Source organism: Pseudomonas syringae group sp. J254-4 (assembly GCF_032586855.1).
GTDB lineage: Bacteria > Pseudomonadota > Gammaproteobacteria > Pseudomonadales > Pseudomonadaceae > Aquipseudomonas > Aquipseudomonas amygdali.
The window spans coordinates 59,716-77,958 of sequence record NZ_JAWHOO010000008.1 but is presented as its reverse complement, the minus strand read 5'-3'; the positions used below and the strand labels follow the sequence as shown (position 1 = coordinate 77,958).

Here is an 18,243-nt window from a genome sequence, read left to right as displayed (position 1 = left end):
GTCAATCGGCTGCATGTTCAACGTTCAGCTGAAAGCCTCAGGCCAGTCTATCGACTCACAGAGAGTCCGGTCGGAGCTATCCTCATCAATAGTCTGCTCGGCCTTAGGCTGGGGGCATCCTTTTGAAACCATCCAAAGCATGCCCTCAAATATGCCCCCGAATGTAGCAATCCACTGGAATTGAATGGATCTCCATGGTCTATGAAAAGGTAGAAATGATCAGCTGAACGGCCTGCCTGCCGACCCCTACAGACTATCCGGATCCCCAAAAAACATCTGAATCCGCGACCTCAACCAACGCTCTCCCGGGTCATTATCCTGCGCGCCCCTCCAGGCCATGTGCAGTTCGAACGTGCGGGTTTCAATCGGCAGGTCTTCAGACCGAACGCCCCCAGCGGCTGTTAGTACCTGCGCGGCATAGTCAGGCACGGTGGCGATGATGTCGGTGCCGGTCAGCAGTGTCGCCAGGCCATTGAACTGTGGTACGGCGAGGACGACGTGGCGTTTGCGGTCGATTTTTTCCAGGTGCTCGTCAATGAACCCGCTCAGGTCGCCGGCGAAGGAGACCAGTGCGTGGGGGCGGGCGCAGAAGTCGTCGAGGCTCAAGGGGCCGGGTATCGAGTCGGCGCGCAACAATTGCGGCTTGCTCCTGCGCAGAACCTTGCGCTTGGCGTTTGCAGGCAGGTCCTGGGTGTAGCTGACGCCGACCGAGATTTCACCCGAGGCCAGCAATGGCGGCATGAGGATGTAATTGACGCGTCTGACCACCAGCACAATCCCCGGAGCTTCAGAGCGCAGGCGTTTGAGCAGGGTGGGCAGCAAGGCAAACTCGACGTCGTCCGACAAACCGATACGGAACACCGAAGTGCTGGTGGCCGGGTCGAACTCTGAAGCACGGCTGACCGCTGTCGAGATGGAGTCGAGTGCCGGGGAAAGCAGGCCGAATATTTCTGTGGCGCGGGCGGTGGGCTCCATGCTCCGTCCGGTACGCACGAACAGTGGGTCGTCGAACAGGCCACGCAGACGAGAAAGTGCTGCGCTGATGGCTGGCTGGCCCAGAAACAGCTTTTCCGCCGCACGCGTAACGCTGCGCTCATGCATCAGGGTTTCGAAAACGATGAGCAGATTGAGGTCGACGCGACGCAGGTCGTTACGATTCATGCGGAATATCTCGGGCCATTTGTCGGTTGGGACGTGAGCAGGGTGCGATAGTACGAGCAAATGCGGGTCTGGCGCAGGGAAAATTAATGGCAAGGCCACGGAATGTCCACATGGCTTGCAATGTCTCGTCGACATGCGAACAATGGCGGCCATTACGCATCGTGGCTTCCAGACGCTTTCTGGCTGCGACATGCAGCTCACAGGACACAATCGATGACAGGCATGTCGACTATCAATAGCCACCGATAGTGTTCCCGGCAATGCCCGGATAAAGTTTGTGGCATCAAGGTTTACCAGGCGAGGTTCTAAATGTCCCGCACGATCCGTTTTCACCAGTTTGGCCCGGCCGAGGTGCTCAAGCTCGAAGAGCATCCTGTCGCGTCGCCTGTTACCGGCGAGGTGCAGGTGCGCGTCCAGGCCATCGGTGTCAGCTGGTACGACGTTCTCTGGCGACAAAATCTCGCGTCTACCCAGGCCCGGCTGCCTGCTGGCCTGGGTTATGAGATGGCTGGCGTGGTGACTGCGCTGGGCGATGGGGTCGACGATTTGCAAGTTGGCGACAAGGTCGCCAGCTTTCCGGCAGCCGATGCCAACCAGCACCCGGTCTATGGCGAAACCATCGTATTGCCGCGTCGGGCATTGACTCGCTACCCGGATGTGCTTTCGCCGGTCGAGGCCAGCGTGCATTACACACCGTATCTGGTGGCGTACTTTGCCTATGTTGACCTGGCGCGTATCAAGTCCGGGCAAACCGTGCTGGTCACCGACGCCAGCCACTGTTCCGGTCCTGCTTTCGTGCAGTTGGGCAAGGCGCTGGGCGTTCGGGTGATCGCCGCGACCAAAACCGAAGATGCCCGTGAGTATTTACAGTCGCTGGGTGCCGACAAGGTGGTGGTCACCGAAGAGCAGGATTTGCTGATGGCGATCAACAAATACACCGAAAACCGTGGTGTCGATGCCGTTTTCGATGGCCTCGGTGGCCCGCAGATGTCGATCATGGGTGATGTGCTCGCGCCACGCGGCAGCCTTGTGTTGTATGGCCTGCAAGGCGGTAATCAGACGCCGTTCCCGGCCTGCGCTGCGTTCCAGAAGAACATTCAGTTCTACGTGCACTGCCTGGGCAATTTCACCGGCAAGCCTGAACTGGGTATTGCTCAGGATGAGGCTGCACTGCAACGCGCCTTGCAGCAGATCAATCAAATGACCGCCGAGAAGGTACTTGCGCCGTTGCAGACACGCAGCTTCCCGTTTGAGCAGGTGGTGCAGGCGCACCGTTACATGGACGTCTGCCCGATTGGTGGGCGTGCGGTGCTGGAAGTCGAATCGGTCTAATATTTTTTTGCCCTGTAATAAAAAAGCCCTCCGTTCTGGAGGGCTTTTGCATTCAGGAGTTTGGCGTTTCCTGCTCCTTCAATAATTGCTTGATGGATGACGCGAACTGACTGCCACCCTCTGCGGCGGTGTAGACGATGTGCAGTTGAATGTCGGTAACTGCAGCTTTGTTGTCTTTTCCTATGAATTGCTTCACAACTTCTGCATCTGGAAATTCCAGCGTCCAGTTCGATATCGCGCCTGTCCCTTCAAAAGGCAAATAGCGCCCATCGTCGAACATCAGCTCGCACAGCCAAGCTTCGCTGCCTATGCCCCGGCCGTCGTCCGACAGGCTGGAAGACAGCGCGATTTGCTGTTGCGCGCGCAGATTGGTCTTGAGGTACGGGTTGGACTTGCGTGTTCCGTACAAAAGCCTGGCGGCTTCGATATCCGGTCTGACCAGCGTGGTGCTGCCGGTCTGGTTAAGCACAGCGCAGAGGTTCTGCAAGCCGTCCGGATCACTGGATTGCAACTTGAAGGACACCGACACATGCTTGAGTTGGCGCAAATAATGCCCGGGATAGTTACGATCGAAGTCAGCAGCTCTCAAGGAAAACATCAGAGGCTTGGTGCCCAGTTCCTGCAACGTCTTAAGCCATTTACCGTCGTCGGTTATACCTACTTGGGATCTGAGCGAAACCGTTTTGCGAATGTTCATGCGCCGTTCGGAAGACTGCAGGTAAGCCGCTTCCATCTCCAGCACATCCAGTTGCAATGACTCTCCGGCCAGCATGCCGCGGAAGTTGTCATTCCAACCGCCGGTGCGAATGAACTGCGCATGTTCGTAGTCGCCTATCTCATAGCGCCAGGCGCCTTCGAGGGCGAGAGCCATTGACAATACCGCATCGTAGGCCGGGGCGTAGACAGTGCTCATCCGCGCGACCAGCCAGTTGTAGGTAGGAATGATAGTGAAGCCGGTGGTCATCGACACATAGGCTTCCTGCATTGCAATACGCTGAGCTTTTGCTTCTTCGACGGCGATTGCTGCAGATTTTATAAGTATGTCTTGTTCGACGATTTGTTGGTTCAGGGTCGCCATTTCGAAAGCGGCGAGATCCACTTCAAGTTGCCAGCCTCTTGAGCGACGTTCGTATTCGGCCTCGGTAGTCAATCTGTCCGACGCGAAGGCCAGTGCTCTGCTCAAAGCATGAGCACTACCAATCGCGGCAGACACCGGAGCAGAAAATTCCTGACCACCCATTGCCATACCGAAAACATTGGGCAGCGCATCAAGCGTTCCTTTTACGGCCTCTGGTAACGACGTCGCAGTTTCCATGTACGCAGCATCGACCTTGCAACGCAGTGCTATAGACTCAAGATCAGTTTTCCCCTCGGAGACCTGATCCCTATAAAACGTGTGCCGTAAATCTATTGCATGCTTACCCGATATCAGCGTCTGTTTGCCTGCCTGGGCAGCGTTGAGCGCTTCTGCCTGGAGCTTTATTGTGAAGTCAGCAAGCTGGACTTGCTGGTCCTGTAGCTGCACCGACAGTGATGTGTCAAATTCACTCTCCATAAGATGCATCAGATGACGACCCATGTCGGTCAACACCCTTATTGCTTGCTGCACCCTCGTTACCAGTGCGGGAAAACGATAGACCGGTATCAGGCCGAAGGCACTATTATAGGTGGAACTGAGTCCACCGGCTTTCCCGGATGAATGGCTGAACGGATCGTCGGTTGCGTAGAGTGGCAAAAATGGCATTGCCTTGCCGTCAAGCGTCAGGCCGTGGCGCAGGTTGAACAGGCGCTGTTCGATGGTGCTGCGCAGATCGGTAAGGCGGGCGTTGAGCGGGGTACGGAACGCCCCTTCGGTGATGCCTTTCAACGGTTGAGCCGTCCAGCTGTCTCCCCTTGATGTTTCGGCAATCTGGCCGATCAGCTTGAGCGCCTGCTGATAGCTGAGCCAGGCCTGCGTGAGGCTGTCACGGGTGAGGTGCCGATAATAATGATCACCCTCGCGCTGCCAGTGTTCGACCAGAAACAGGAATACTGCCTGCCGGTAGTGACGGGACGAGGTGAAGGCCCGTATCGCCGGGTCGACAGAATCATCAAGCTGCGACGTGCCTGTGCTGATGTCGGCAAGCGGCCTAGTACTCCACAGCGCAGGTTGGTCATGTTCTCCAGTGCCAGTGCGGTAAGGGTCAAACAAGTGCTCAGTACACCAGCGTAACGCCTCCTGAAACTGTTTCTCCTCGCTGAGACGTGTGGTGACCAGAAACGGGAGATGCAGGAATAATTCACGGAAGTAGCGCCCGTTGGCACCATGGAAGTCCACCGAAACTGTACTTTCGGCGTCGATGGCAGGCTCCAGTAGCATCTGTGTATCCCATGCCAGCACACGATCAACCGACTGCGTGGCCCGGCTGACCAGTTGCTTGCCGAACAACGTGTTGAGCCGGATAGTGCTGAACGGGAGGTCTTGCATACCACTGAGTTCCAGGTAAAGGGCCTGTTCCGGGTTGCGGGTGATTTTGCAGTCCCATAGAGTAGACGTTCGAGACGAGACTATTTTGACTTCATGGAGTTGATTGACCACCCAGTGGTCCACCCCCACCAACGCCACCTGGTAAGTACCAGGTGAAATCTCATCAAGGTCTGCTTCGATAAAAGCCTCTCCATTGGCCACTACCTCTTTCCTGGCCCGCTCTACGAACGTTTCGTCAGCGGCAGCTTTGGTAAGGATTTTCAGCTGTATGGAGGCAAAGGCGGCATCACCCTGAAGGGCAGACGATGCGCCGTTGGGCAGCGGTATTTGCTGCAAAAAGTTGAATGAAATACGTAAGGTTTTGTTCAGTGGTCTTTTTACATAAGTCGATAGCGTGCTCGGCGACGCCTTGACTGGGACGAAGGTGACAAGATGCTCGTGGGTGGTGAATACACGTTTTTCGTATGATATTTTGCTCGATGTGAAAGGTAGTGCGACAGTTAAGTTTCCGTTTGTTGAAGCAGTTTTAAGGTTTAAGGTTTTTATGTGTTTAATTAAGTATTCGGGTGTATTTATTGTGTTGTTTATTTTAAAAAATTCTGAATGGTTTCGTGTCAAAAATTCATTACCTCTATCGTTGCCGATGTCGTTAAATAATTCGAGCATTAACTGTAAAACTATTTTTTTTGATTTTTAGTAGGTGGCGAGATACCTATGGCTTCGAGTATTTCGGCGATATAATTTTCAAGCCCGTTTATGTGTTCAGAGTCCTGTATAAGTACTGTGCTGTCAGTGAAAAAATTTATAATTGCTCTTTCATATGTTCTTGTAAAGATGGTGGGGTTTTCACCTTTGGTTGAATCTGTTGTCGATTCTATAGGAAAGTCGCTTTCAGTAAGTTGAAACTCAAGTTTGTAGGATTGGCTGGATAAAATGTCACCTACATACACGTGCTGAATCCTTCTAGCATCGTTGTACTCAGTATGCAATGCAGTAAGCAGTTTGCTTTCCTTGTCCTCTTCATTTTGGTGTTCTTCGCCTATCACTTTTTCATCAATCAACAACAAATCACGTGCCTGAACAAAAAAATCATAATCTTTCGTTCCTAGCGCATCCTTCTTTTTACCTGGTATTTTTGGCTGTCCTTTTACAGGGTTCTCTCTTTCAGGCTTGTCTTCTGTCGTTGCATCGTAAAGCAATGCGATCAACCAGGGGTCGTTCTCGCGCTTGCCATGTTCGTCCACAATAGCAATTAGCCCGGGTTTGTAAGTGTCGTCTTTAAGGTAATTATTATTTTCATCTTTTAAACGCTTGCCATCCTTTGTCCCGTCCAGGGCCAGCAACTCATTCGCTGGGCTCCATAGCCCATCTATCTGCTTATAGCAGTAATGCACGGTAATTTTTCTGAACTTTGTAGGCGTCTGCTTCGTTTCGTCTGCGCTGGGTATCGGAGTGGTCGAGCGTTCGACCCAGATCACATAGGGACGCCCAGCGATGATGATCGGACGAATCACATCCAGCGTTTGCCCATCTGTGGTTGGTGTTTGCACGATCTGCCCGCTCAGAGGCAAGCCGATTTTCTCCCATTCACTCCATGCCAGCGGGCTGAGTTGCCCCAGATTATCGCGCTTGCTGATATCCAGCGATCGCCAGTAGTACTCAGTCGGTTCGACGTTGGTCTTGCCGATGAAATGGTAGGTATCGCTTACCGGGTCAAAGCCGTCGAGGTAGCCGCTGACCACTTGCAGGTTGCTGACGTGCTCGAACTTGCCGATGTAGTTAGCCACCGCGAGTTGCACCATGTCGTTGGTCAGTTTGCCCTGATTCAGTTCATTTTCCAGCTCGACGAATGGTTGGCTCTTGCCGGGCCGCAAGGCTGGCTGGATAAGGTTTTCCGGATGGTTGACCTGTTGGTGCCAACTGCGCCAGCGCGCGTACTGGTTGCAATAGCGACGCCATTCGTCGTCCGCGTCAGCAATAATATTCCGCGCCGCTGTGTCGTAACCCGGTTCCAGGTGTGCGAAAAATCGGCTGAGGTAATGTTGCAAACTGGCCGTCGCATGCGCCATCTGACTGGTCATGACTTCACTGGAAACCTGCACATCGGTCAGCAGAAAGTTGGACAGATCGTCGGCGTCGGCAGCAGTGGAAAACCTGTAGTCAGGCGTGTTGGGCAAGTTGATCAGCAGGTAGCCAACCAGTGCATCTCGCCACGCTTCGTTGAGCGGAATATTGATAGCGTGCTGCTCGGCCTCATCACAACTTGCGAACAACAGCGTGGCAAGTGACTGAACCTGTCCATAGGATGATTTTGCATCCAGTGCAGTCAATGCGATAAGCGACTGGCATGACAGCCCTGTCTTCTGGCAAAGCAACTGTAAGCGCAGGACCTGATCGACATCGGCGACATTGAAAGCTCTCTTCTGAATCGGTTTGGCTTCAGCTACTTCTTTGGGTGCCGTGTTCAGCAGCCCATTTAAAGGGTCCCCGGTTCGCGTGCGGTCAGTAAAGCCGAGAATCTGACCTTTAAATTTTAAGAGTTTGCCACTTTTCTTCAGGTACTCAGCTCTTTCCTTATTTTGCGAATAGACTTCAGTGAACTCATCCGGACTAACGATCAGCGGTCCAGGGTTATCGCTTAAAAATTTTTGAAACGACATGAATATCGGCTTTATCCCTGAATACACATTGTTGATGTCCAGGGTCCAATAATAGTTTTGTGCAATATATGAGACTCCTCCATTCCCGTTGACGGTGTCTCTGGAGCTCTTGTCCAGGCTGGCGAGGTAATCGGCAAATGTCTTACGATCTGGTTTGACGATAACTTTGGTGGCCTCTGGCGCAGGCTTTGGCTCCGGCAGATACGTAGTCCCCACGGCACACAGCGTTTCTTCAGCGTTCCAGCCAATCAACTTGGCCAGCCGCTCTGCCGCTTCAAGTCCTGTTGACTCGTCTCCATCGCTGTTGATGGCCTGCAGATAATCCAGAACATCGGACTCCTGATAGCCAGTCTCCTGAGCGCGTTTGACCCAATTGCCAAGGCATGAAAGCTGGTAGCACAGGTCAAGGCTTGATCCCGACTCGTCCAAGGCCATTTGCTCAGGGTATTCCAGTAGCAACTCAAGCCCGGCGGGGCTGAGGTTGAAGCGCATGATCAGTTCGGCATGGCGTTTTAGCTCTGACCACATGACGAATGCGCTTTTGCTGAACGTGTTCTGGCTGCCCGCCTGAATTGCGTTGTTTTTTATTTCATTGAGCAAGGTGGCGGTACTGATGTCGAGCCAGCGCAACAGGAGCAATACGTGCTGTTCACTCAATACCGATCGACCAGGCTGATTGCTATTGCCTGACAGCGCCGCCCCCAACGACTTGATAACATCTTCCTGAGCGATCAGCGCCCCATTGATCTGCGCGGCGAAGGCCTCACCGGTTTTGAGGTAGGCATCTACATCCAGTGCATCACTCTGTGCTAACGCGCCCGCCAGACAGATTGAAATCTGAGCATTGATCGCCGCCAAGCGGTCCTGGCCCTGGAATACGGGAATTGCCTTGACCCAGCCATCTGTGTCAATCAGAGGGTTGAAAAGCTGCAGCCAGGTATTCTTGTCGTCCTTGAGTGCAACCTGCTGCACAGCGGCCAATGATGCAAGTCTGGCTTCTGTCAGCGATGATTTGCCCAGCCGATCTGCAGATTCCGTGATCAATTCCAGCCAGTCGGCCGGAGCGGGGAGCGTTTTCGCCTCGATATCCGGCGTGGGCGTCAGCAGCAACGCCAGTAGATCCAGACCGATGTTTTGCAGCCTCGCCCACTGAGAGAGGTTCACCGCAGCCATTATCACGTCGAGGATGTCCGGCTGATCGTCTTTATCAAGAAGCGTCGGTGCGCCAGCCAGTTGCTTGAGCAGGTCGTCGTTGCCGATGAACAGCAGCGACATCAGACCGGCCCCGGCCTGCGGCGATAGCCTCAACAGGCGCGGCAGGTAAACCTGACGATATAACGCAGAAAACAAGGTCAGTGATCGTTTGGGCAGTTTTGCCGGGGCGCCTTTTGCGGCGGGTTGCTGGAATCGCTGTGTAGTTGCAACGAAATCTCTGGCGGTCTGTTCGTCGATCTTCAGTGCGTAGCACATCTGCGCCAGCGTAGCCTGGCCCGCGTCGGTATCCAGATCGAACTCAGCGTCATCGAATATCACTCGGGTCTGATTGCTGTCGTTACCGTTGGCGGCCTGCGCACCCAATACGGTATCCAGAGCGGGCAATGCCTGACCCACCGAATATACCGGCAACGCGCCAAGCATGGTCGCAAACTGCCATGCGCTGACCTTGAAATCACGATGCAGGTAACGGAACACGCTGATTGCTCGCAACGTGTTGGCGGTAAAGTGGAAATCTTTGGTTTGACCTTCTGCACGCAAGGCGGACATTACCAGCGTATCGACGTCAGCGAACGGCATGCCGAGGAAGTGCTGCAAGTGAATGAGCTTGTGCAGGCGGGCGAAATGGCTGGCGCTGACGTTGGTCAGTTGCTGGCCTGACGAGCTGTCAGCGGGCACTGTAATGGCGATTGCCGGGCTGCTGGCATTGTTGATAAACGAGGCACCGTAAACCTGACTGGCTGCAACCTCTGTTTGCGATGCGACAGGGAGGTGTTCGGAACGTTTTACCGTGGTGCTGAAGCCGGTCTGCTTTCCATCGTCCGTACTTTTGAGGGCAAGCAGGTCGTAAAGGTCCTGTTCGCTCAGTCCGGTCTGGTGGCGAAACAGGGCTACATCGCTGATCGCCAGCAGAGCCTCGGTTGCGCTACCGGCTACGCCGTAGGCAGTTTTGAAAAAATCGGCTTTTGCCGCAGTCTCATTGTCCAGCAGCAGTGTGTGCAGGGACGGGTCAAGGCCGCTGCCCGAGAGTATGGCCGCGCGCAGGTCTTTCTGGCGGAAATTCTGGTAGCAGAAGTTGGGATAATCATAAGACGCAAGCTTGTGCACATCGAACAGCGTGATGCCCTTCTGCTCAAGCACCGCCCGCATTTGCTGGAAAGCCAGATGGAATGGCAGCGTTGCATGACTGCCCGATGCGGCGATGGCATTCGGCAATGGTGTAATGCCGGCCAGCATCTGCGCGGGATTAGCGAGTATATCGATCACCAGTTTTAGCGCGGATACGGTCTGGTGGGCGCTGGTTTCGTCAAGCAGCAGATCGCCCAGCGCAGGGCGCCGCACACCGAGTTTGATGGCCTTGTTGTCGGCCATTATTTCCAGCTTGATGGCTCGTTGATACAGGTCGCTCAGGTAGGCGATAGGCCCGTCGTTGGAGTCCAGCGCGCCCGAGGAGGTGATGTGCGCAAGGTTTTCCGGAAACAGACTGGCGTAGGTCGGAGATGAACTTTTTTCGAGGGAAGCGGATGGCAGGGCCATGGTTGTACGTCCTTGTTGGGTTTGAAAACTCCTTGTGCGTCTTTAATGCAGAGCGCATTGATCAAGCTTAGGACAGAGTGGGTCGATGTCGGTGAGTGCCGCTTAGAACCTTTGGCGATGATCGAGACAATTGAATGCCGGCTGTGTGATATTTCACCTCGACAATGCCGCGTCGGGCACGATGCTCTTTATGGCTTCATTGAAAGTACCGGTTCAGTTCCGCTGGACGAAGGTAAATATGGAGCTGTGGGCGACATGAGTATTAAAGTTTAATCAATCTGTCAGAATGCGCACAATGCCACTGGTGTTTCCTACAGGGCAGAGTAAAAGCATCATTGTATGTCGATACGCTCTTGCTCGCCGAGAGCTTCCTATAGAGGGATCTGGCGTGGAGTATAATTGGCAAAATGATAAGTCCTTGGCTGCTGAATGAGTGAGGCGTTTAAACGCGTTGTCTAATACGGCCGCCTTATGTAAACATTCTGCGTTGTTTTCAAAAGAAAACTGTCTATTGTAATTGTTTTGAAGATATTGATAATGCGTCGGTAATTACCACTCAGGGAATGAGTCATGCTCGACTATAAACTTGGTTGTCAGCTTGATGTTCAATGTTCTGCCTGCACCGTGTCGCGTCTTAAGCGACAGGCAGGTGACACACAATGAGCTCTATCCACGAACAGGCAATGAATTACGTCTATCAGCAAGTATTGCAACGTTTGCTGGGGTATTTCACCCGTGCGGAACGCACGGCATTGCAGTTGTTGATTCAGCGATTGATTGTCGCGGCTGGCGGGATCGAGCGGATTTCCGGTTTCAAGGTGCTGGTGGCGTTTGGCGGAGGCAAGGACAGTGCCTACACGCTCGCCTTTTTGCGCGCCGCCCAGTTGAGCATTGCCTGTCGATCGCCCGGTACGTTCAATTTGCGGGTCGCCAATCGACGCCACGCGGGAATGACACCCGCGGTGATGGATAACATCAACCGCACCTATTCAGCATTGTTTCTGTATGACGACCCGCGCGTCGAAACGCTGCTGATCGACAACCAGTACACCCAGGCCTTCGAGCCGGATCTGCCTTTTTCCAGCGCAGGGCGCGAGCAGAATCGCTTGGACATGCTGCTCGGTGGACATCTGTCCGCAGGTGACGCGCGCACCACGTTTTGCAATACCTGCTATCTGGGGCTGGCGGAATTTCTGGGGCGCGCGTTGAGCAGGGGTAACGGTGTCGATGCTGTGGTCAGCGGCGATTCACGCAGGGAGCAGCGGCAGTACGCGACGTGGATCATGCGTCTGGCCCAGCGCACCGGGCAGTACACGGGCAGTTGGGGCAACCAGACGCTGACTGGCGTACTCAAGGTCATCGACACGATCGGCCAGGCGTATTACCACGAACTGTACGGGGACGGCGAAGACAGCCCGCGGGCAAACCGATCCATAGCGGTTCCTGAAAAAGCCAACGCGCCAGCCTTTATCACCATCGCCGATCTGGTCAGTTGCAAGGCGGATGAGCACTGGAATCTGCTGACCGAATTTCTTGATTTTCGCTTCGATGATTTGTCGTTCGGCTTCAGTGAGTCCGATTGCGCCAATCCTTTGCTGATGGCTCATATGCGTGGCCTGACTGCGCAGTACCTGCAAGAGCGCAATTATGCCGACGGGATAGCCGAATACCTTGAACTGGCAACATCGCTGATGCGCAGAAAGCAGATGCCGCCGCGATTGATCGATCAGGCGCTCAGCGCTTATGCCGGGCGGGCGCGAATCGAGACGCGTCGCGAGCTGGCTTCAGGCTTCGCTCAGGAGGGGTTTGGCCTGAACGAGACTCAACTGGTCTGCATGCTGTTCTCGCCATTCGTCAATCAGGGCGATGGCTTGGAATCATTTCTGCGCCGTTGCCATCCCGGCATGCTGGTGGCACTGCCGGATCTGCACAAGGCGCTGTCAGGCTCGACGGCCCCGGATCAAGTGATGCAGTGGTTGGTGGATATCAGCGGACTGAACCTCAAATCGCTGCAAAACCTCTACGGCAAACAACGGGTGAACTTCGATGATCCGCAGTCGATCATCGCCAGAATTCGCGCTGCCGACCCTGACAAACGGCGGATCATGACCGTTGACCCGGCGACCGGTCAGGCAGTGGTCGAGATGCTTTCCGGGCGCTGAACCGGTTTCGGATCATGGCTGCTGTCGGCAACCGGCGTCAGTCATGTCGCGATTTTCTGAAGCCTGGTCTGGCTGAGCGGCGGATACCTGGATGAAAAACAACACGGATTTCGCCTATCAGGCGGTTTACCGCTACCTTGTGCGGCTGGTCGACCAGCAGCAAGGCGAGCTGGCGCTGAAGATGCCGTCACTGCGACAGCTGGCGCAGCGACTGAACGTATCGATATCCACGATACAAAGCGCCTATTCGCTGCTGGAAAAGGAAGGGCGCGTTTATTCGCTTCCCAAGTCCGGCTATTACTCGGCACCGTGCAGCGGGAACAGGGAAGGGCGAGCATGCCCTGACAGCGATGGCGATCTGTTGCACGTACTGTGCGATAACGCCCGTCGCCCGGGCATGTCGCTGCTGGGGTGCGATGAACCGACCCTTCTACATGCACAGGAAAGTCCGCTGCCGGCAATGGAGCAAGAACTGGTTCGCCGTTACCCGCGCCTGCGGGAACCAGGTTTTCAGCCGTTCGGCGAGCCAGAGCTGCGCACCGCGCTGGCAGCCCGCTATACCCGCGACGCGGAAAACTGCTGGCACGCTGACAATGTCTATGTCGCCCCGGACCTGCATGGGGCGTTCAAGGCCGTTATCGAAACGTTGGGGTTGCGCGGCGCTGTGGTACTGGTGGAGTCGCCTTGCGCCTGGGCGTTGCTGCGCTTGCTGCAATCGTTCGATATCCGCGTTATCGAGCTGCCACTGGACGAGACCGGCAGCCTTGATCCTGCGCGACTCGATAGCCTGTTGCGCGACAATGATATCGGGCTTGTCGTGTTGCCCTCGTTGATGAACCCGGTGCGAGGCAGCCTGCGCCCGCCGGGTAACAGCGAAGCCGTTGCGCAAGCGTTAAACCGCCACCAGGTCTGGGTGCTGGAAAATGACAGCCATGCGGATGTGCAATTTGCTCACGAGCAGGTCCCTTTGCGCCACTGGGTTGACCCGCAGCGTCTGGTGATTATCGGCGCATTTGACAAGAGTCTTGGGCCTGAAGCCCCTTACGGCTATCTGCTGTGCAAAACCCTTGAGGTGCGCTGGCAGCAGTATTTTTGGCTGCGAGCATTCGAACTGCCGCCGATTCGTCAGCGAGCCATTGCCAGGCTATGCAGCAGTGGTCGTCTGGACAGGCAACTGATGGCGTTGCGAGAAACGCTGGTCAGACGCATGCAGTCGATGACACAACAACTGGATGAACAGACGGGTGGAGCGTTGCGTTATCAGGTACCCGAGGGCGGCTGTGGCGTCTGGGCCGAGAGCGTACACCCCGTGGACATGCGCCAAGTCTTCGACAGGCTACTTGCCCAGCGTATCGTCATTACTCCCGGCGAACTGTTCAGCCTGCAAAACCGCTACGGGCAGCATTTGTGGATCAGCTACGCCATCGACTGGAGCCAGGATCCGGCCGCGCGCCTGGGCGTGTTGGGAGAAGCGTTAGCACAGGCGCGTCTGCCCTAGAAACTTACATCGCAGGCCGTCGATCCATTTATGTTTGCCAGACGTGATTCAAGGCTGTTAACTGGACGCCTGTCCAGTATTCACAACCTACGGCTTCCCAGCGCAGTGACCCCGACCGCCCCTGTAAAACCCGACTCCGAGCCAGCCCTCATCAGTGACTCGCCTGCACGTTATGTCGTGGCCGTGCGCGCACTGTGCGAGTTCACCGCCAAGGTCGGCGATCTTGACCTGCGCTTCACACCATCGCCAACGGCTCAGGAAGGGATTGCCGGACACCGTACGGTCGCGTCGCGTCGTGGTGCTGACTACCAGGCCGAGCTCTCATTGAGTGGTGACTATCGCGAGCTGACGGTAAGGGGCAGGGCGGACGGGTACGACGCCGGTCGCAATCAATTGGAAGAAGTGAAGACCTATCGCGGCGAGCTGGATGCGATGCCTGCCAACCACCGTCAATTGCACTGGGCACAGGTGAAGGTCTACGGCTGGCTGCTTTGCCAGCGTCTGCAACTGGAGCAAGTGACGCTGGCACTGGTGTATTTCAACATTGTCAGCGAGCAGGAAACCCTGATTCGCGAGTCATTCAGTGCAACGACGCTGCAACAGTTCTTCGAGCAACAGTGCACGATATTCCTCGGCTGGGCGCAGCAGCAAATGGCGCATACGCAGGCGCTGCACAAGATGCTGGGTAGCCTGAAGTTCCCTCATGCGTCCTTTCGTACCGGGCAACGGGTGCTGGCCGAGTCGGTGTACAAGGCGGTGAGCACCGGCTGTTGTCTGATGGCTCAGGCACCCACGGGCATCGGCAAGACGGTGGGCACGCTGTTTCCATTGCTCAAGGCGGCTCCTGGTCAGCAGCTCGACAAGATTTTCTTTCTCACCGCCAAGACTCCCGGGCGTCGGTTGGCGCTGGATGCGCTTGAGGTCATCAATCACAGTGCGCCGGAGCTAAAGCTGCGGGTGCTGGAACTGGTGGCGCGGGACAAGGCCTGCGAGCATCTGGACAAGGCTTGTAACGGAGATTCCTGTCCACTGGCCAATGGCTTTTACGATCGTCTGCCCGCGGCCCGCGCCGCTGCACTTGAGTCGCCCTGGCTGAATCAGGCCAGCGTGCGCGAAGCCGCACTGCGGCATCAGGTCTGTCCGTATTACCTCAGCCAGGAACTGGCACGCTGGGCCGATGTGGTAATCGCTGACTACAACTATTACTTCGACCTCAGTGCTCTGCTGTTCGGCCTCGGCCAGCTCAATCAGTGGCGGGTGGCGGTGCTGGTCGACGAAGCGCACAACATGGTCGAGCGGGCCCGGCAGATGTACAGCGCCAGTCTGGATCAGAGCCAGCTGAAAGCCTTGATCCAGACGTCGCCCGAGCCCGTGAAAAAAGCCTTGCAGCGCCTGGACCGGCAATGGAATGCGCTGCACAAGGTACAGCCCGCTGCCTATCAGGCGTATTCGGCGGCACCGGAAAAATTCATCGGCAGCCTGAACCAGTGCATCTCGACCATCGGTGACCATTTCAACGAGCACCCGCAGGCAGTGGACGGCACGTTGCAGGGGTTTTATCTGGAAGCCATCGGCTTTGCGCGCATCGCCGAGCTGTTCGACGAGCATTTCATATTCGACATCAACCGGCGCGAGGTGGGTGGCAAGCGCATTCTGTCGCGTCTCAGCCTGCGCAACGTGGTTCCGGCGCGTTTCATCCGGCCGCGCCTGACCGCCGCGCGCAGCACCGTGCTGTTTTCCGCTACGCTCAACCCGCGGCATTACTATGCGGACCTGCTCGGGCTGCCGGTCAACACCGCGTGGATCGATGTGGAATCACCGTTTAATCACGACCAACTCGACGTGCGGATTGTCAGCCGTATTTCCACCCGTTTCACTCATCGTCAGGCTTCGCTGGCACCGATTGTCGAGCTGATGGCCGAGCAGTTCGAAGCGCGGCCGGGTAACTATCTGGCGTTTTTCAGCAGTTTTGATTACCTGCAACAAGTGGCTGAACTGATGGCGCAGACTCATCCGCACATCACCCTCTGGCAGCAGGCACGGGGCATGGGCGAGAGTGAGCGTCACGCGTTTCTCGACCGCTTTACCCTGAGCAGTCAGGGCATCGGTTTTGCGGTACTGGGCGGTGCCTTTGGTGAGGGTATCGACTTGCCGGGCGCACGGTTGATCGGCGCGTTCATCGCCACGCTGGGGCTGCCGCAGCTCAACCCGGTCAACGAGCAGTTCAAGCAGCGCATGGCTGCACTGTTCGGTGCTGGCTACGACTACACCTATCTTTACCCCGGCGTGCAGAAGGTGGTGCAGGCAGCGGGGCGGGTGATCCGCAGCCAGAGTGATCGTGGCGTGGTGATGCTGATTGACGATCGTTTTGCCGAGCACAAGGTCAAGCAGCTGTTTCCGGCGTGGTGGCGGCCTGAAACGTCAACGGCTTAGGGATCGATACTCAAGCAGCGCTGTCGAACTGCCAGTAAACTGCCGCATCGATTATGTTTTTACCTGCAGCAAGTCTTTATTTTTTCTCCGTATTTCATTTCTTAGTGGAGGTTGTATGAGTCTCAGTCCTTTCGCCGGCAAGCTGGCACCTGCGCAGTTACTGGTCGATATTCCGAGACTGGTCACGGCTTACTACACCGGTCAACCTGATGCATCGGTACCTGCTCAACGCGTTGCGTTCGGCACTTCCGGACACCGTGGCACGTCGTTCGATCTGGGCTTCAACGAATGGCACGTGTTGGCTATCAGCCAGGCGATCTGCCTGTACCGAAAGGCAAATGGCATCGACGGCCCTTTGTTCCTTGGGGCTGATACCCATGCGCTGTCCACGCCAGCCGCCGCCACTGCTCTTGAAGTGCTGGCCGCCAACGGCGTTGAGGTGATGATCTCGCAAGGCGATGAATACACGCCAACCCCTGCCGTGTCTCACGCCATTATCTGTTACAACCGTGGCCGTACTTCGGGGCTGGCTGATGGCATCGTCATTACGCCGTCGCACAACCCGCCGCAAAGCGGTGGCTTCAAGTACAACCCGCCCAATGGCGGCCCGGCTGACAGTGATATCACTAAGTGGATCGAGAACAAGGCCAACGAATTGCTGGCCGAGAAAGTCACTGGCGTTTCACGCATCAGCCATGAAAAAGCGCTGCGTGCCGACACCACTCACCGCCATGATTACGTCAACACTTACGTAGCCGACCTGAAGAACGTCATCGATCTGGACGCTATTCGCGATTCGGGCCTGCGTCTCGGTGTCGACCCGCTGGGTGGGGCCGGAGTGAACTACTGGTCGGCGATTGGCGAGCATTACGGCCTGAACCTGGATGTGGTCAATAAATTTGTCGACCCTACGTTCCGTTTCATGACCGTTGACTGGGACGGCCAGATTCGTATGGACCCGTCTTCCAGCCATGCCATGCAGAGCCTGATCGGTCTCAAGGACCGTTATCAAGTGGCATTTGCCTGTGACCCGGACCACGACCGCCACGGCATCGTGACTCCGAGCGGTGGCCTGATGACGCCTAACAGCTACCTGGCGGTGTCCATCGATTACCTGTTCCAGAACCGTCCTGAGTGGCGCGCCGATGCGGCAGTCGGCAAGACGGTGGTCAGCAGCGGCATGATTGATCGTGTTGCTGCGCGCCTGGGCCGACGCCTGTACGAAGTGCCGGTCGGCTTCAAGTATTTCGCGCAGGGCCTGTTCGAGGGTTCGCTGGGCTTTGGCGGTGAAGAAAGCGCTGGAGCCTCGTTTCTGCGCCGCGACGGTACGGTCTGGACCACTGACAAGGACGGTCTGATTCCGGCCTTGCTGGCTGCGGAAATGACTGCCCGTACCGGTCGTGACCCGAGCGAAACGTACAAGACCATGACCGACGAGCTGGGCGAGCCGTTCTCGACCCGCGTCGACGCCAAGGCCAACCCGCAGCAGAAGGCGCTGCTGAGCAAGCTGTCGCCAGAGCAGGTGACTTCCACCGAACTGGCGGGTGAGCCGATTCAGAAGGTACTCAGCAACGCACCGGGTAATGATCAGGCGTTCGGTGGCGTGAAAGTCATGACCGAAAACGGCTGGTTTGCGGCACGCCCTTCAGGCACCGAGGACATCTACAAGATCTACGCCGAGAGTTTTGTCAGCGAAGATCACCTCAAGCGCCTGGTAGCAGAAGCTCAAGTGCTGGTGGACGGGGCGATTTCGCCGAAGTAATCACCGCTCTGGTCAAC

Annotated in this window: 8 protein-coding genes; 5 read left to right on the top strand and 3 right to left on the bottom strand. The window is 56.0% G+C overall.

Going from position 1 to position 18,243, the window contains the following annotated elements; translation table 11 throughout:
- Nucleotides 1-246 precede the first annotated feature (246 nt).
- On the bottom strand, nucleotides 247-1,161 hold the full coding sequence (locus tag RYB09_RS12200) for a LysR family transcriptional regulator (RefSeq protein WP_002553328.1): 915 nt from the start codon (nucleotides 1,159-1,161) through the stop codon (nucleotides 247-249).
- A 309-nt stretch (nucleotides 1,162-1,470) separates the two neighbouring features.
- Here RYB09_RS12200 and RYB09_RS12195 point away from each other — a divergent pair, with 309 nt between their 5' ends.
- Entirely contained in the window at nucleotides 1,471-2,493 is a 1,023-nt protein-coding gene (locus RYB09_RS12195) for a zinc-dependent alcohol dehydrogenase family protein (RefSeq protein ID WP_316888629.1), read from the top strand.
- Between the two features lie 52 nt (nucleotides 2,494-2,545).
- Here RYB09_RS12195 and RYB09_RS27205 read toward each other — a convergent pair whose 3' ends face one another.
- Nucleotides 2,546-5,626, bottom strand: coding sequence for an insecticidal toxin complex protein (locus RYB09_RS27205; protein WP_410478304.1), 3,081 nt, complete (start codon nucleotides 5,624-5,626; stop codon nucleotides 2,546-2,548).
- An 11-nt stretch (nucleotides 5,627-5,637) separates the two neighbouring features.
- Nucleotides 5,638-10,371 (bottom strand): Tc toxin subunit A, encoded by a 4,734-nt coding sequence (locus tag RYB09_RS27200; RefSeq protein WP_410478303.1) that lies wholly within the window; start codon nucleotides 10,369-10,371, stop codon nucleotides 5,638-5,640.
- A gap of 659 nt (nucleotides 10,372-11,030) precedes the next feature.
- Between RYB09_RS27200 and RYB09_RS12185 the strand changes: the two genes are divergently transcribed.
- From RYB09_RS12185 to pgm, 4 genes are all read left to right on the top strand, one after another.
- Complete coding sequence (locus RYB09_RS12185; protein WP_316888627.1) at nucleotides 11,031-12,533, top strand: hypothetical protein; 1,503 nt, start codon at nucleotides 11,031-11,033, stop codon at nucleotides 12,531-12,533.
- 91 nt (nucleotides 12,534-12,624) lie between these two features.
- Nucleotides 12,625-14,031: a PLP-dependent aminotransferase family protein gene (locus tag RYB09_RS12180; RefSeq protein ID WP_316888625.1), complete on the top strand. Its 1,407-nt coding sequence runs from the start codon at nucleotides 12,625-12,627 to the stop codon at nucleotides 14,029-14,031.
- 105 nt (nucleotides 14,032-14,136) lie between these two features.
- A complete protein-coding gene (locus RYB09_RS12175) occupies nucleotides 14,137-16,464 on the top strand; it encodes an ATP-dependent DNA helicase (RefSeq protein ID WP_316888624.1) in 2,328 nt (775 codons plus the stop codon).
- A gap of 115 nt (nucleotides 16,465-16,579) precedes the next feature.
- Nucleotides 16,580-18,226: a phosphoglucomutase (alpha-D-glucose-1,6-bisphosphate-dependent) gene (gene pgm, locus RYB09_RS12170; RefSeq protein ID WP_005732019.1), complete on the top strand. Its 1,647-nt coding sequence runs from the start codon at nucleotides 16,580-16,582 to the stop codon at nucleotides 18,224-18,226.
- Nucleotides 18,227-18,243: the final 17 nt, after the last annotated feature.

Coding starts and splice junctions, on each gene's coding strand:
- RYB09_RS12195 (WP_316888629.1), top strand. CDS start 1,471: ATGTCCCGCACGATCCGTTTTCACCAGTTTGGCCCGGCCGAGGTGCTC.
- RYB09_RS12180 (WP_316888625.1), top strand. CDS start 12,625: ATGAAAAACAACACGGATTTCGCCTATCAGGCGGTTTACCGCTACCTT.
- RYB09_RS12200 (WP_002553328.1), bottom strand. CDS start 1,161: ATGAATCGTAACGACCTGCGTCGCGTCGACCTCAATCTGCTCATCGTT.
- pgm (WP_005732019.1), top strand. CDS start 16,580: ATGAGTCTCAGTCCTTTCGCCGGCAAGCTGGCACCTGCGCAGTTACTG.
- RYB09_RS27205 (WP_410478304.1), bottom strand. CDS start 5,626: ATGCTCGAATTATTTAACGACATCGGCAACGATAGAGGTAATGAATTT.
- RYB09_RS27200 (WP_410478303.1), bottom strand. CDS start 10,371: ATGGCCCTGCCATCCGCTTCCCTCGAAAAAAGTTCATCTCCGACCTAC.
- RYB09_RS12185 (WP_316888627.1), top strand. CDS start 11,031: ATGAGCTCTATCCACGAACAGGCAATGAATTACGTCTATCAGCAAGTA.